General features: G+C 63.2%; 13 protein-coding genes. All 13 read right to left on the minus strand.

Going from position 1 to position 15368, the window contains the following annotated elements; all coding sequences use genetic code 11:
• Positions 1–3 precede the first annotated feature (3 nt).
• The gene (gene folC / locus GJ700_RS25145; protein ID WP_154379109.1) at positions 4–1293 is read right to left on the minus strand and encodes a bifunctional tetrahydrofolate synthase/dihydrofolate synthase; all 1290 of its coding nucleotides are present in this window, start codon (positions 1291–1293) and stop codon (positions 4–6) included.
• 94 nt (positions 1294–1387) lie between these two features.
• Positions 1388–2260 carry an acetyl-CoA carboxylase, carboxyltransferase subunit beta gene (gene accD / locus GJ700_RS25150; protein WP_154379111.1) on the minus strand — a complete coding sequence of 291 codons (873 nt, stop codon included), beginning with the start codon at positions 2258–2260 and terminating at the stop codon, positions 1388–1390.
• Positions 2261–2493: 233 nt separating this feature from the next.
• A complete protein-coding gene (gene trpA, locus GJ700_RS25155) occupies positions 2494–3291 on the minus strand; it encodes a tryptophan synthase subunit alpha (RefSeq protein WP_154379113.1) in 798 nt (265 codons plus the stop codon).
• Between the two features lie 54 nt (positions 3292–3345).
• Entirely contained in the window at positions 3346–4578 is a 1233-nt protein-coding gene (gene trpB / locus GJ700_RS25160) for a tryptophan synthase subunit beta (RefSeq protein WP_154379115.1), read from the minus strand.
• Positions 4579–4620: 42 nt separating this feature from the next.
• On the minus strand, positions 4621–5292 hold the full coding sequence (locus GJ700_RS25165) for a phosphoribosylanthranilate isomerase (protein WP_154379117.1): 672 nt from the start codon (positions 5290–5292) through the stop codon (positions 4621–4623).
• A 14-nt stretch (positions 5293–5306) separates the two neighbouring features.
• Positions 5307–6122 carry a tRNA pseudouridine(38-40) synthase TruA gene (truA, locus tag GJ700_RS25170; protein ID WP_154379119.1) on the minus strand — a complete coding sequence of 272 codons (816 nt, stop codon included), beginning with the start codon at positions 6120–6122 and terminating at the stop codon, positions 5307–5309.
• Between the two features lie 98 nt (positions 6123–6220).
• Positions 6221–9004, minus strand: coding sequence for a motility hub landmark protein FimV (locus GJ700_RS25175; RefSeq protein WP_308700717.1), 2784 nt, complete (start codon positions 9002–9004; stop codon positions 6221–6223).
• 269 nt (positions 9005–9273) lie between these two features.
• Positions 9274–10401: an aspartate-semialdehyde dehydrogenase gene (gene asd / locus GJ700_RS25180; protein WP_154379123.1), complete on the minus strand. Its 1128-nt coding sequence runs from the start codon at positions 10399–10401 to the stop codon at positions 9274–9276.
• Between the two features lie 81 nt (positions 10402–10482).
• The gene (gene leuB, locus GJ700_RS25185; RefSeq protein ID WP_154379125.1) at positions 10483–11556 is read right to left on the minus strand and encodes a 3-isopropylmalate dehydrogenase; all 1074 of its coding nucleotides are present in this window, start codon (positions 11554–11556) and stop codon (positions 10483–10485) included.
• An 8-nt stretch (positions 11557–11564) separates the two neighbouring features.
• Complete coding sequence (gene leuD, locus GJ700_RS25190; protein WP_154379127.1) at positions 11565–12212, minus strand: 3-isopropylmalate dehydratase small subunit; 648 nt, start codon at positions 12210–12212, stop codon at positions 11565–11567.
• 59 nt (positions 12213–12271) lie between these two features.
• Positions 12272–12403 carry an entericidin A/B family lipoprotein gene (locus tag GJ700_RS25195; RefSeq protein ID WP_154379129.1) on the minus strand — a complete coding sequence of 44 codons (132 nt, stop codon included), beginning with the start codon at positions 12401–12403 and terminating at the stop codon, positions 12272–12274.
• Between the two features lie 36 nt (positions 12404–12439).
• Positions 12440–13843: a 3-isopropylmalate dehydratase large subunit gene (gene leuC / locus GJ700_RS25200; RefSeq protein WP_371868120.1), complete on the minus strand. Its 1404-nt coding sequence runs from the start codon at positions 13841–13843 to the stop codon at positions 12440–12442.
• A 183-nt stretch (positions 13844–14026) separates the two neighbouring features.
• Positions 14027–15368 (minus strand): chemotaxis protein CheA (locus tag GJ700_RS25205; RefSeq protein ID WP_154379133.1); only part of this gene is annotated, 1342 nt, incomplete at its 5' end.

Genomic DNA, 15368 nt, shown 5'->3' on the forward strand with positions numbered 1-15368 from the left:
TCTTCAATGCAGAGCGTTTTTTCGTGCTGCCATGACGCCGGCAACCGTGTAAAACGATCCAAAGACCACAATTCTATCATTCTCGGTGGCCCGGCTCATTGCATTTGTGAACGCTTGGGCAGGATCCTCGAATATGTTGATGGTGCGTTCGTCGCGTTCCGGCTGGATCGCCTGCACTTTGGCGGCCAGTTCCGACGCCGTGGCGGCGCGCGGCGATGGCAGGTTGGTCAGGCACCAGTGGTCCACGTGCTCCGACATGGCCTGGATCACGCCGTCGATATCCTTGTCGTGCATGGAGCCAAACACGGCGTACGTGTACGCGTGGTAGCCCATGTTGCCGAGGTTCTGGTTCAGGCCCGCCGCCGCGTGCGGGTTGTGCGCCACGTCTAGGATCACGGTCGGGCGGCCCGGCAACACCTGGAAGCGGCCCGGCAATTCGACCGTCACCAGGCCGGTGCGCACATCTTGCGCGCCGGTCGGCAGCACGTGTTTCAGCGCTTCCAGCGCGGCCAGCGCGGCCGACGCGTTCAGTAACTGGTTGGCGCCGCGCAGGCTGGGGTAAGCCAGCGCATTGCGGCGCATCGAGCGGCCGCCATAATTCCACTGCTGCTTGTCGCCCGAGTAATTGAAATCGCGGCCCATCAGCCACAGGTCGGCGCCGATTTCCGTGGCGTAGTCGATCAGCGCTTGCGGCGGCACAGGGTCGCTGCAAATGGCCGGCTTGCCGGTGCGGAAAATGCCGGCTTTTTCAAAACCGATCTGTTCGCGCGTGCCGCCCAGGTAATCCACGTGGTCGATATCGACGCTGGTGACAATCGACACATCGGCATCAACCACATTGACCGCGTCCAGGCGGCCACCCAGCCCCACTTCGAGGATCACGACGTCCAGCCCCGCATGGGCCAGCAGATGCATGATGGCCAGGGTGGTGAATTCGAAATACGTCAGCATGGTGTCGCCACGGGCGGCTTCCACCACGTTGAAACTGGCCACCAGTTGTTCGTCGGTGGCCAGGTCGCCGTTGATGCGGGCCCGCTCGTTGAAGTCGAGGAAGTGCGGCTTGATGTACAGGCCCACCTTGTAGCCGGCGGTCAGCAGCATCGATTCCAGCATCGCGCAGGTGGAACCCTTGCCGTTGGTGCCCGCCACCATGATGACGGGGCACGGGAATTGCAACTGCATGCGCTCCTTGACGGCGCGCACGCGGTCCAGGCCCATGTTGATTTCAGTGACGGCGTGGCGGGATTCGATCAGCGCCAGCCAGGCCGGCAAGGTGGTGGGGAGTGTCGACATCGTGGAATTCCTGGGGGACTACGAAGAAGCAGCGGGGAAAAGCAAACGCGGCGGGCCGGAGCGCCGCCGCGCTGGTAACGCGTTACACGTTGGATCAGGCGATCACTTCGACAGCCTGGTTTTGCAGCAGGGCCAGCAGGCGGGCGATTTCTTCGCGCATCTGGCGGCGGTCGACGATCATGTCGACGGCGCCCTTTTGCACCAGGAACTCGGCGCGCTGGAAGCCTTCCGGCAGTTTTTCACGCACGGTGTTTTCAATCACGCGCGGGCCGGCAAAGCCGATCAGGGCTTTCGGTTCCGCCATCACGACGTCGCCCATGAAGGCGAACGAGGCGGACACGCCGCCCATGGTCGGGTCGGTCAGCACGCTGATGAACGGCAGTTTTTTCTCGGACAGCTTGGTCAGCATGGCCGTGGTTTTCGCCATCTGCATCAGCGACAGCAGGCCTTCCTGCATGCGGGCGCCGCCGGTGGCGGTAATGCAGATGAACGGCACTTTCTGTTCCAGCGCGATTTGCGCGGCGCGGGCAAAGCGCTCGCCCACCACGGAACCCATGGAACCACCCATGAATTCGAATTCGAAGCATGCCACCACCACTGGCAGGCTCATGATGGCGCCGCCCATGGCGATCAGCGCGTCGGTTTCACCGGTGGCTTCCATTGCCTGCTTCAGGCGGTCCGGGTACTTTTTGCTGTCCTTGAATTTCAGCGTATCGACCGGCAGGGCTTCCTGGCCGATTTCATAGCGGCCTTCCGCGTCCAGCAGCGCGTCCAGACGCTCGCGGGCGCGGATACGCATGTGGTGGTCGCATTTCGGGCACACGTGCAAGTTCGATTCCAGGTCGGTACGGTACAGCACCGCTTCGCAGGACGGGCATTTGACCCACAGGCCTTCCGGCATGGTCTTGCGTGCGGCGGCTTCGTTACGCTGAATGCGCGGCGGCAGCAGTTTTTCCAACCAGCTCATATATTTCTCCTATGGTCCTGAACGGACATGGCCCCGCCTGCGGAAAACCGCCCGGCCGGGGCTGTTATGCAGGGTTGGCAAGATTGCCAAAATACCCCTGCTTCATAACGTGTAAACAGCGTGCATCAACTTGAGTGGCGGAAGTGTAGCCGTTTTAGCTTGCCATGTCGAACATTCAAAACTTGCAATTTTCAGCACGGGCGTGAGATTTTATGCTCCGCCCGCGCGGAAAATTACGCGTCCAGCGCAGTGCGGATGCCTTGCGTGAACGCTTGCACGGCGGCCACCACACCCTCTTTCGGCGTGTTTTCAATTTCCTGGATGATGCGGCTGCCAATCACGACCGCGTCCGCCACTTCCGCCACGGCACGGGCCGTGGCGCCGTCACGGATGCCGAAGCCGACGCCGATCGGCAGCTTGACGTGCTTGCGGATGCTTTCCAGGCGGGCCGCAACGTCGGCCGTATCGATGTTGCCGGCGCCGGTGACGCCTTTCAGCGAGACATAATAGCTGAAGCCGCCGCCGACTTTGGCCACTTGCTGCACGCGTTCCTCGGTGGACGTGGGCGCCAGCAGGAAAATCACGTCGAGCTCGGCCGCACGCATTTTCGCGGCGAATTCTTCGCACTCTTCCGGCGGGTAATCCACCACGATGGCGCCGTCGGCGCCCGCTTCCTTCGACGCGGCGACAAAGGCATCCCAGCCCATGCGTTCGATCGGATTCGCGTAACCCATCAGCACCACGGGCGTGGCCTGGTTGGTCTTGCGGAATTCGCGCACGTAGCCGAACACGTCGCGCATGGTGACGCCCAGCGCCAGCGCGCGTTCGCAGGCGCGCTGGATCACCGGGCCTTCGGCCATCGGGTCGGAAAACGGCACACCCAATTCCAGCACGTCGGCGCCGCCGGCGACCAGTGCGTGCATCAGGGGGACAGTCAGTTCAGGCGCGGGGTCGCCACCGGTGATGAAGGTGACCAGCGCGGTTTTGTTTTGCTCTTTCAGTGCTGCAAAAGTAGGGGCGATACGGGACATGATAGCTCTCTGTATATAAGCGTTATGGGGTACGTGTGGAAACAAACCTCGGCATCAGCCGAATTTCATCCCCATCCGCTCCGCCACCGTATGCATGTCCTTGTCGCCACGGCCCGACAGGTTGGCCAGCACGATTTTATCTTTCGGCAAAGTCGCCGCCAGCTTGGCCGCGTAGGCCAGCGCGTGCGACGATTCCAGCGCCGGAATGATGCCTTCGATATGGCAACTGTCGTGGAACGCTTGCAGCGCCTCGTCATCCGTGATCGACACGTATTGCGCGCGGCCGCTGTCTTTCAGGTACGAGTGTTCCGGGCCTACGCCCGGATAGTCGAGGCCGGCCGACACCGAGTGGGTTTCGATGATCTGGCCGTTTTCATCCTGCAGCAGATACGTGCGGTTACCGTGCAGCACGCCCGGGTAGCCTTTGGTCAGCGATGCCGCGTGCTTGCCCGTGTCCAGGCCCTCGCCTGCCGCTTCGACGCCGATCAGTTGCACCTGTTTCTGGTCGATGTACGGGTAGAAAATACCCATGGCGTTGGAACCGCCGCCGATGCACGCCACCACGTAGTCGGGCTGGCGGCCCGCCAGTTCCGGCATCTGCACCAGGCATTCCTCGCCGATCACGGACTGGAAGTCGCGCACCAGCATCGGGTACGGGTGCGGGCCGGCCACGGTGCCGATGATGTAGAACGTGTTTTCAATGTTGGTGACCCAGTCGCGCATGGCTTCGTTCAGCGCATCCTTCAGGGTCTTGGAACCGGACTCGACCGGCACAACGGTGGCGCCCAGCAGCTTCATGCGGTACACGTTCTGCGCCTGGCGCTTCACGTCTTCGCTGCCCATGTACACCACGCATTCCAGGCCGAAGCGGGCGCAAATGGTGGCGGTGGCGACGCCGTGCTGGCCCGCGCCGGTTTCCGCGATGATGCGCGGCTTGCCCATGCGCTTGGCCAGCAAGGCCTGGCCGATCACGTTGTTGATCTTGTGGGCGCCGGTGTGGTTCAAGTCTTCGCGCTTGAAGTAAATCTGCGCGCCGCCCATCTGTTCGGACCAGCGCTTGGCGTGGTAAATCGGCGACGGACGGCCGACGAAGTGCTTCAGTTCGTAGCGGAACTCTTCCAGGAAGGCGGGATCCTGGCTGTATTTCGCATACGCGTCCTTCAGTTCGGACAGCGCATAGGTCAGGGTTTCGGCGACGAAGGAACCGCCGTAAGTGCCGAAGTGGCCGGTGGGATCGGGCAGTTCGTAGTCAGTCGCGTGAAACAGCGGGGCTGCTGGCTTGTTCATGTGGGTCTCTCTTTGCTGGCATGGTGCCTGATACCACAGGTGTCAGGTACCACTGATTAAAGCGTCTGCTGCGCGGACCGCGCGCACAAAGGCGGCGATCCGCTCGGGATCTTTGATGCCCTTGGACGCTTCGACACCGCTGGAGATGTCAACCGCGTACGGGCGTAGCTGCGCTACCGCGCCAGTCGCGTTGTGTACGCTCAAGCCACCACTTAAAACGGCCCGATGCGCGAGATCTTTTGGGACGAGGGACCAATCGAAAACCTTTCCTGCTCCGCCGTACGCATCCACCCAGGTATCGAGCAGCAAACCCGCAAACAGCGGGCTGGAGGCACGGCAAATCCGCTCATATTCTAGCAGTTCGTCTTGATGCGTGTCAGGTTTGACCCGGAACACGCTCAAATAGCGGGTATTGGCGGCTTCCGCCGCGGCCGCGCACTGCGCGGCGGTTTCATCGCCATGAAATTGCAGCAACGTCACGCGGGACGCCTTGACGGTGGCGGCCACCTCATCCGGGCTGGCATTGACGAACAAGCCGGTGGCCGTCACGAACGGCGGCAAACCGGCGATCAGTTCGCCGGCGCGCTCGGGCGTTACGTAACGGGGGCTTTTCGGATAAAACACGAAACCGGCCGCGTCGGCGCCGGCTGTCGCCACGGCGGCCACATCTTCCGGCCGGGTCAGGCCGCAAATCTTGATACGGGTGCGTTGCATTATCGATATCCTCGTCAAAACCACGGCAGCGGACGGCCCGCTTCGCGCGGCACGCCCCACTTGTCGTCATATTCAATGTCGGCCAGGTACAGGCCGTCCGGCATGAAAGTGGGCGCGGCCAGCGTACGGTCCTTCGCTTGCAGCAATTCGCCCAGCCATTCCGGCCTTTCCCTGCCCTGCCCGATGTACACCAGCGAACCGACCAGGTTGCGCACCATGTGGTGCAGGAAGGCGCTGGCGCGCAATGTGAACACAATTAAGTCGCCATGCCGTTCAATATTAATTTCATGCATGAACTTCACGGGCGTTTTAGCCTGGCAATACGCGGCGCGGAATGTCGTAAAGTCGTGTTCGCCGATCAGCGCGGGCACGGCGGCGCGCATGCGCTCCACGTCGAGCGGGCGGTGGCAAAAGCCGGCGCGGCCGGCCAGCAGTGGCGAACGGACCTGGTGGTTGTGCAGCAGGTAATGATAGGTGCGGGAACGGGCGGAAAAACGCGCGTGGAAGTCGCCTTCGATATGGCGTTCGCCCGGCACGACATCATGAATTTCCCTGGCCCAGCGCACGCCGACCGACGATGGCAGGAAAGCGTTGATGCCCCTGACCCATGCATGCATTTCCCGCTTGATATCGGTATCGAAGTGCACCACCTGGCCCAGCGCATGCACGCCCGCATCCGTGCGGCCCGCGCACGTGGTGCCCAGGTGCACGGTGGCAAAACGCTCGATCGCCGCCTCCAGCTGGTCTTGCACGGTATTCCCACTGGGTTGGGTTTGATAGCCTTGCCAGGCCTGGCCGTCATACTGGACGCCGAGTGCGATGCGTTTCAATTGCTGCTCTTGGTGAATGGGGATCGCCGCATTATACCCGCAGGGGCAAAGAAAACGCCGGCGCTGAGGCCGGCGTTCGGGTGCATCGGGAAAGGAAATCAGCCCAGCGCGGCGCGCATGGCATTGGCGCGGTTGACCTGATCGCCGGTGCCGCCGCGGATCACTTCGTCCAGCAATTCGCGGGCGCCTTCCTTGTCGCCGATTTCCTGGTAAGCGATGGCCAGGTCCAGCTTGGTGTCCATTTCCATTTGCAGCGCGGACATTTCCTCGCCGCCTTCGGCCGGCGTCGCCAGCTTGGCATTGCTGCCGATCAGGTCCAGGTCGATGCCGGACAAGTCGAAGTCCGCCGCGGTTGGCGGGGCCGACGGCGCCTGCGTGGCGGCCACGTCCAGTTCGGGGAAATCCGGGATGGCGAAGTCGTCGGCCGCCAACGCTGGTTCCGCCGCTTCCGCCACCGCCACGTCCGACGATTCCGGCGCCGCGGTTTCCGCCGCCGTCGTGCCCGGCAAATTGAAGTCCATCATGTCCAGTTCCGCCAGCGGGTCGGCCGCCGCTGCCGGCGCTTCCGTCGGCAAATCCACCGCCGGCGCGGTGGTGGGCAAGTCCAGGCCGAAGTCCATCGCGAAGTCGTCGGCCGTCAGTGGCGCGACCGCCGGTTCCGCCGATGGCGCTTCGGTGGCGGCGGCAGGCGGCGGCTCCATGTCGAAGGCCAGGTCGAACGGTTCGGCGGATGCCGCTTCAACCGGCGCCACGGACGGCGCCTGCGTGGTATCCATGCTCAGGCCGCCCAGGTCGAAGTCCAGGAAGTGTTCGGCATCGGCGGCCGGGATCGGCGCTTGCGTGGCGGGCGGCGTGTCATCCAGCGATGGCAGCGCCGTCAAGTCGTCCAGCGAAAAGTCCATCGCGTGCACCGGCGGTTCGGTCGGCGCGGACGCCGTGGCATCCGAGCTCAAGTCCAGGTCCAGGCCGGAGAAATCGTGGGCTTCGGCGGCCGGCGCGACGCTTGGGACCGGCGCGGGTTCCGCGAACATGTTGGCGAAGTCGTCGGCCGACAGTGGCGCGTCGGTGGCGGCAGCCAGCGGCGCGTCGGTCGCTGCCATCGAGGCCGCCACGGCGGCGCCGGAACCGGCATACAGCGGATTGTTGGGATCCAGCGCCAGGCCCATGGCCGCCGCTTGCGCCCATTCATCACCCTGGCCCTTGGTCAGCGAATACAGTTCCGTCGCCTGTGCTTCGTACGAGCGGGCATCCTTGCGGTTCGAGAAGATTTCCATCAGCTTCAGGCGCACCGGATGGCGTTCCGGATGGGTACGCAGCGCTTCCTTGAGGATTTCTTCCGCCTGCGCGTCGCGGCCGTAGGCAATGTACACATCGGCTTCCGCCACCGGATCGACTTCATTGGTGTCCAGCTGGCTGGCCGACGGCGCGAAGTTCGAATTGAACACGCTGTTATTGGTGTCGACGCTCTGGCCGCCCGTTTCCGCGATCAGTGGCTGCGCTTGCGGGCCGGGATCGCCCAGCACGCTCACTTCCGCTTTTGGCGCTTCGGTTTTCGGGGCTTCCTGCGCGGCGCGGCGGCGGCGCATCGCGGCCAGGCCGGCAACGCCCAGCAGCGCCACCAGGCCGGCGCCGATCAGCTGGATATTGTCCATCACCGTATCCATCAGCGACGGCTCGGTAATCACGGGCTTGGCTGGTTTTTTCGGCGCCGGCGGCGCTTCCACCGGAACCGGCGCCACGACCGGCGCCGAAGCAACCGGCGCGGAGGCAGGCGCCGACGCGGCCTTCTGCTTGTCCGCCATGGCCTTGCTCTTCACGGCCATCAGCTTTTCCAGGTCCGTGACGTTCTTTTCCAGTTCCTTGACACGCGCATTGGCTTCCGCCACCTGCTTTTCACGGGCAATGCGGTCTTCTTCGCTGGTCTTGGCAGTCTTGCCCGCGCCGCCCTCGCCACCCGTGGCTTTCGACAGCTTCAGCTGGTCCTTGGCTTCGTTGGCGGGCGTGGCGCGCTCTTCGACTTTGGCGGTAATCTTGCCGGCCGCGGACTGGCCGCTCTCGCCGCCCTGCGCCGGCGTGCTGGAGGCCACCTGGCCGGCCAGCTTGTTGCGGTACGCGTTGAAGTCGGCCGCATGGGCAATCACCACGCCATGCGCTTCGCCTTCCGATGCGCCGCCCTTGATGGCGTCCGAGTCCGGCACGTTCAGGATCTGCCCGGATTTCAGGCGGTTCATGTTATTGCCCGCGAAGGCTTCCGGATTGGCGCGGTACAGCGCCACCAGCATCATGTCCAGCGACACGTCCACCGGTTTCAGCTGGCGCGCAATCCTGCCCAGCGTATCGCCCGGTTTCACACGGTATTCACTGGCGTTCGTGCCTTCGCGCGGCGCGGCCGGCTCGCGCGAAGGTTCGCGTACGGGACGGGCAGGAGCAGCGGCACGGGCCGCTTGTGCCGCCGCTGCCGCCGGCGCGGCCGCAGCGGCGCGGCCCGGCACGTCGACCGGCGCCGCCACTTGCGGCGCCTGCGCGCTGCGCATTTCCGCAGGATCGAGCAGGAACGTGTATTCGCGCACCAGCCGTCCACCGGTCCAGCTCAGTTCCAGCAGCATGTCGACGAACGGTTCGTTGATCGGCTGCGACGACGAGACACGGATCAGCTGGCGGCCATTGCGGTTTTCCACTTCGAAACGCAGCGACAGCAGGGCGGGATTGAAATCGATATTGGCCAGGCGGAACGCTTCCGTCGGCGCCAGTTTGGCGGTCAGGTCGGACGATTCTTCCGCAGCCACAGCGGTCAATTCGATTTCCGCGCGCAGCGGCTGGCCCAGCGACGACAGCACGGTCAGCTTGCCCAGCCCGGCTGCGTTGGCGACGGGAGACAGCAATACTGCGCAAGCTACGGCGCTGGTAAGTGTTTTCAACGCAAACGACAGGGGTTTGGAGCGGTGGCTAACGTGCATAGTGGAGAATTGTAGTTGTTGAAATGGAAAAAGTTGCAATCCCGGATAGGGCCAACATAACACCATGCCATGGCGCATGCAAGCTTTGCGGGTGCATCTGTCACCTTGACGCTGAATTTGAAATTCAATCGAAAGAAAAAAGGCCGGTTTCACTGGGAAACCGGCCTTTAATTCACACCAACTTATTGCAGTGCTTATTTATCCAGCACGATGCGCAGCATGCGGCGCAGCGGTTCCGCCGCCCCCCACAGGAGCTGGTCGCCAACCGTGAACGCGGACAGATAATCGCCGCCCATCGACAGCTTGCGCACGCGGCCGACCGGGATGGTCAGGCTGCCCGTCACGGCGGCCGGGGTCAGGTCGCGCATCGACGCTTCACGCGTGTTCGGCACGAACTTCACCCACTGGTTGTCGTTGGCGATGATGTCGTTGATTTCGTCCAGCGGCACATCTTTTTTCAGCTTGATGGTCAGCGCCTGCGAGTGGCAGCGCATCGCGCCGATACGCACGCACAGGCCATCGACTGGAATTGCCGCGGTGCCAAAGTCCAGGCCGCGGCCCAGGATCTTGTTGGTTTCCGCGCCGCCCTTCCACTCTTCTTTCGACTGGCCGTTGCCCAGGTCCTTGTCGATCCAAGGAATCAGGTTGCCGCCGAGCGGCACGCCGAATTGCTTGGTTTCGTCCGCCGACAAGCCGTGCTGGGTGGCCAGCACCTGGCGGTCGATTTCCAGGATGGCGGAAGCCGGGTTGTCGAGCAGCGGCTTGACGGAAGCATTGATGGTGCCGAACTGGGTCAGCAGTTCGCGCATGTGCTGCGCGCCGCCGCCGGAAGCGGCCTGGTACGTCATCGACGTCATCCACTCCACCAGGTCTTGCTTGAACAGGCCGCCCAGGCCCATCAGCATGCACGACACGGTGCAGTTGCCGCCGACGAAGTTCTTCACGCCCTTGGCCATCGCGTCCTTGATGACGTTCAGGTTGATCGGGTCCAGCACGATGACGGCGTCTTTTTCCATGCGCAGCGTGGAAGCCGCGTCGATCCAGTAACCGTTCCAGCCGGCCGCGCGCAGTTTCGGGAACACGGCGGTGGTGTAGTCGCCGCCCTGGCACGAAATGATGATATCGCAGCGCTTCAGTTCGTCGATGTTGTTCGCGTCTTTCAGCGTGGTTTCATTCTTCGCCATCGAAGGAGCGGCGCCGCCCGTGTTCGACGTGGAGAAGAACACCGGTTCGATGTGAGCGAAGTCGCCCTCTTCCTGCATGCGCTGCATCAGGACCGAACCGACCATGCCACGCCAACCTACCAGACCTACGAGTTTCATTTTCTTTCCCTTGAATGAGTTTTAAAGGCATCCCGTATTGGATGCTTCTACCGGACAGCCTTGCGGGCTGTCCCATGGCACTTAGGATGCCAGCGCTTTCACCACCGCATCGCCCATCTGCGCGGTGCCCACCTTGGTGGTGCCCTCTTCGTAGATATCGGCGGTGCGCAAGCCTTGCGCCAGCACTTGTTTGACTGCTTTTTCGATGCGGTCGGCCTGCTCGGCGCGGTTCAGCGAGAAGCGCAGCATCATGGCCGCGGACAAAATCGTCGCCAGCGGATTGGCGATGCCTTTGCCGGCGATGTCCGGTGCGGAACCGTGCGACGGTTCGTACAGGCCCTTGTTGTTGGCGTCCAGCGAAGCCGATGGCAGCATGCCGATCGAGCCGGTCAGCATGGCGGCCGCGTCGGACAGGATGTCGCCGAACATGTTGCCAGTCACGATCACGTCGAATTTCTTCGGCGCGCGCACCAGTTGCATCGCCGCGTTATCGACGTACATATGGTCCAGCGCGACGTCCGGATATTCCTTCGAGACGTCGATCATGATGTCTTTCCAGAACTGGAAGGTTTCCAGCACGTTGGCCTTGTCGACCGACGTCAGGCGCTTGCCGCGCTTTTGCGCGGCCTGGAACGCCACGTGGGCGATGCGGCGGATTTCGCCTTCCGCATAGCGCATCGTGTCGAAACCTTCGCGCTGGCCCTTGAACGGACCGTCCGGGCATACCCTTACGCCGCGCGGCTGGCCAAAGTAAATGTCGCCCGTCAGCTCGCGCACGATCAGGATGTCCAGGCCCGACACGACTTCCGGCTTCAGGGTCGACGCGCCGGCCAGTTCCGGGTACAGGATCGCGGGACGCAGGTTGCCGAACAGACCCAGGTTCTTGCGCAAGCCCAAAATCGCCTGTTCCGGACGCAATGCGCGCTCCAGGTTGTCGTACTGATAGTCGCCGACGGCGCCGAACAGGACGGCGTCAGCGGCTTTCGCCAGCGCCAGCGTACCTTCCGGCAGCGGGTGGCCATGGGCGGCATAACCAGCGCCGCCCACCGGCGCGCTTTCCATCTCAAATTTTTCGTCCAGTGCGTTCAGCACCTTGACGGCTTGGTCGACGATTTCCGGGCCGATGCCGTCGCCCGGGAGGATTGCAATTTTCATGAGGATTTTTAAATGACGTTGGCCAGCCAGGGCTGGTTTGCCAGATGACGTTCCTCGTACGCGCGGATCTCGTCCGCGTGGCGCAGGGTCAGGCCGATATCGTCAAGTCCGTTCATCAGGCAATATTTGCGGAAGGCATCGATCTCGAAGGGGTAGGAGAGAGAGCCGTTGCTGGTGGAAATGCGCTGGTTTTCAAGGTCGACGACCAGGCGGTAACCCGGGAAAGCCTTGACTTCGTTGAACAGATGGTCGATCTGCTGCTCGGTCAGCACGATCGGCAACAGGCCGATCTTGAAGGAATTGTTAAAGAAGATGTCCGCGAAGCTGGGGGCCAGGATCACGCGGAAACCGTATTGGTCCAGCGCCCATGGCGCGTGTTCGCGCGACGAACCGCAGCCGAAATTCTTGCGGGCCATCAGGATCGACGCGCCCTGGTAGCGCGGCTCGTTCAGCACGAAGTCCGGGTTCAGCGGACGTTTGCTGTTGTCCATGCCGGGTTCGCCGTGGTCGAGGTAGCGCCACTCGTCGAACAGGTTCGGACCGAAGCCGGTGCGGTGGATGGATTTCAGGAATTGCTTGGGGATGATGGCGTCGGTATCGACATTGGCGCGGTCCAGGGGAGCCACGAGGCCTTCATGTATCGTAAATTTTTCCATGATTTATCTGCTGTGCGCCGGCAGGCGCGCGGCTTGAGCCGCGCCGCCCCGCCGAGCTGTTATTTCCCGCCCGCGCTGGTGACGACCTGCCCGACTTTTTGCACATCCTTGCCGATGCCGGAAATGGTGTTGCAGCCGGTCAGGGCGATGGTGGTGGCCAGGGTGATGATCAGGGCGATGACGGTTTTCATGTTGGTTCTCTTGCTAATGAAAGGAAATTAATGTGTTCAGCGCAGCGAGCGCACATCGACGAAGTGGCCGGCGATGCCGGCTGCCGCGGCCATGGCCGGCGACACCAGGTGGGTGCGGCCGCCCTGGCCCTGGCGGCCTTCGAAGTTGCGGTTCGACGTCGACGCGCAGCGTTCGCCCGGTTCCAGGCGGTCGGCATTCATGGCCAGGCACATCGAGCAGCCCGGTTCGCGCCATTCAAAGCCGGCGGCCTTGAAGATCGCGTCCAGCCCTTCGCGCTCGGCCTGTTCCTTGACCAGGCCCGAGCCCGGCACCACCAGCGCCAGCTTGACGTTCGATGCGCGCTGCTTGCCGCGCACCACGGCTGCCGCCGCGCGCAAGTCTTCGATGCGCGAGTTGGTGCAGGAACCGATGAACACCTTGTCGATGCGGATATCTTCGATCGGCGTGTTCGGCTTCAGGTTCATGTAGACCAGCGCCTTTTCCATGGCGTCGCGCTTGACCGGGTCTTTCTCGTTGTCCGGATCCGGCACGCGGGCATCGACCGACACCACTTGTTCCGGCGACGTGCCCCAGGTCACCTGCGGCTTGATCTCCGCCGCATCCAGCGTCACGACCAGGTCGAATTTGGCGCCGGCGTCGGTGTGCAGCGTGCGCCAGTATTCCACCGCGCGGTCCCAGTGCGGGCCCACCGGCGAGAATGGGCGGCCCTTGACGTAATTGATGGTGGTCTCGTCCACGCCGACCATGCCGGCGCGCGCGCCCGCTTCGATCGCCATGTTACAGACCGTCATGCGGCCTTCCATCGACAGCGCGCGGATGGCGGAGCCGCCGAATTCCATCGCGTAGCCAGTACCGCCGGCGGTGCCGATCTTGCCGATAATGGCCAGCACGATGTCCTTGGCCGTCACGCCCGCGCCCAGCTGGCCGTCGACCTGCACCAGCATCGACTTCGATTTCTTCTGCAGCAGCGTTTGCGTGGCCAGCACGTGTTCCACTTCGGACGTGCCGATGCCGTGCGCCAGCGCGCCGAAAGCGCCGTGGGTCGACGTGTGCGAGTCGCCGCAAACGACGGTCATGCCCGGCAGGGTGGCGCCCTGCTCAGGGCCGATCACGTGCACGATACCCTGGCGCTTGTCGTTCATGTTGAAATACGTGAGACCGTAGGACTTGGTGTTCTTGTCCAGGGTTTCGACCTGCAGGCGCGAGACAGGATCTGCGATGCCTTGCGAACGGTCGGTGGTCGGCACATTGTGGTCGGCCACGGCCAGGTTGGCCGAAACGCGCCATGGCTGGCGATTGGCGACGCGCAGGCCGTCAAATGCTTGCGGGCTGGTGACTTCGTGCACCAGGTGGCGATCGATATAGAGGATGGTGGTGCCATCTTCCTCGGTGCGCACCACGTGGGATTCCCAGAGTTTGTCGTAAAGCGTCTTCATGATTGCTGCTACTGCCTGGTTAGATATTCACTTTGATTATGCCATAGTTTGTGCAATGCAAAACCAAGCCCGAAATTCCGCCTCGTGAGCCGATGCGGCCTGGGGTTAGCACCACCATATGACGCCGAAAAAAAAAGCCTGCGGATCTCGCAGGCTTTGGTGTTTTTTGCCGCGGTCCTCTGTTTATCAGGCCGCCATGCGTACACTACTCCTGCACCCTTCCATCAGGAACGATAGGCCCACCACTAGCACCAGATCGCCCTCGGCCGAACGCGCCGTGCCGGTAATACCTTCGACCGAAATCGCGGTCATCGGTTTAATTACCAGGTCGGCCGTACCGTCGACCGCTTCCACGGCCAGGATGTATGGCTGCGGTGCGTTGACGACGATACCCACGCGCTCGGACACCGGGGCATAGCCCAGTGCACCGGCCAGCGTGCGTACCGGCAGCGGACGGCCCTGGTCTTTCAGCACCGGTGCGCCGCCCACTTCCATGAACTCTTCCGGCAATTCCACCACGCGCTGTACCACGGCCATCGGCAGCGCCAGTTGCGCGCCGGAGGTCGAGACCAGCATGGTCGGAACGATGGACAGTTCGATCGGCAAGCGGATGGCAAACTTGGTGCCACGGCCCAGCGCGGATTCGATGTGGATCGCGCCGCGGTTTTTTTCCACGGCGGTCTTCACCACGTCCATGCCGACACCGCGGCCGGACACGCTGGAGGCCACTTCCTTGGTCGAGAAACCCGGTAAGAATACCAGCTGATACGATTCGTCGTCGGTCATGTTCGCATTTGGCGAGATCAGGCCCTTTTCGGCGGCCTTGCGGCGCAGCGCCACCGGGTCCATGCCGCGCCCGTCATCTTGCAAAACAATCATCACACTGTTGGCTTCCTGCCATGCTTTCAGCGAGATGAAAGCGCGCGGCGACTTGCCGGCCGCCACGCGGGCATCCGGGCCTTCGACGCCGTGGTCCAGCGCGTTGCGCAGCATGTGCACCAGCGGATCGTACAGGCTGTCCACCACGACGCGGTCGACTTCGGTTTCCGCACCTTCAATGGTCAGTTCGACTTCCTTGCCCAGGTCCTTGGCCAGTTCGCGCACCAGGCGGGGGAATTTCTGGAACAGGCGGCCGACCGGCTGCATGCGGGTCGCCAGCGTGGCGCGCTGCAGTTCGCTGGAATAGCGCGATGCGCGCTCCAGGGTTTCCGTCAGCGCCGACATCAGCGTGGCGGCCTGGCCTTCGAATTTGAATTGCTGCAAGCGCTCCAGCAGCACGGCGGCCTGGTTGGCTGCCTGCACCGATTCGCCTGCCACTTCCAGCAGCGCATCGAGCTTGACGGCATCGATACGGATGCTTTCTTCCTTGGCGGGAGCCGCGTGCGGCTTTTCGTCGCCCTTGTCCGCACGGGCGCGCGACGCCGGCGCGGCGGCGGCCGCGGCTTGCGCTTCGGCCACGCCTTCCGCCACCGAGGAAGCGGCCGCCGGGGCCGCCGCAGCCACAGCCACCACCGGCGCCACGGCGGCA

The organism is Pseudoduganella rivuli (assembly GCF_009674485.1).
In the GTDB taxonomy this organism is placed as follows: domain Bacteria; phylum Pseudomonadota; class Gammaproteobacteria; order Burkholderiales; family Burkholderiaceae_D; genus Rugamonas; species Rugamonas rivuli_B.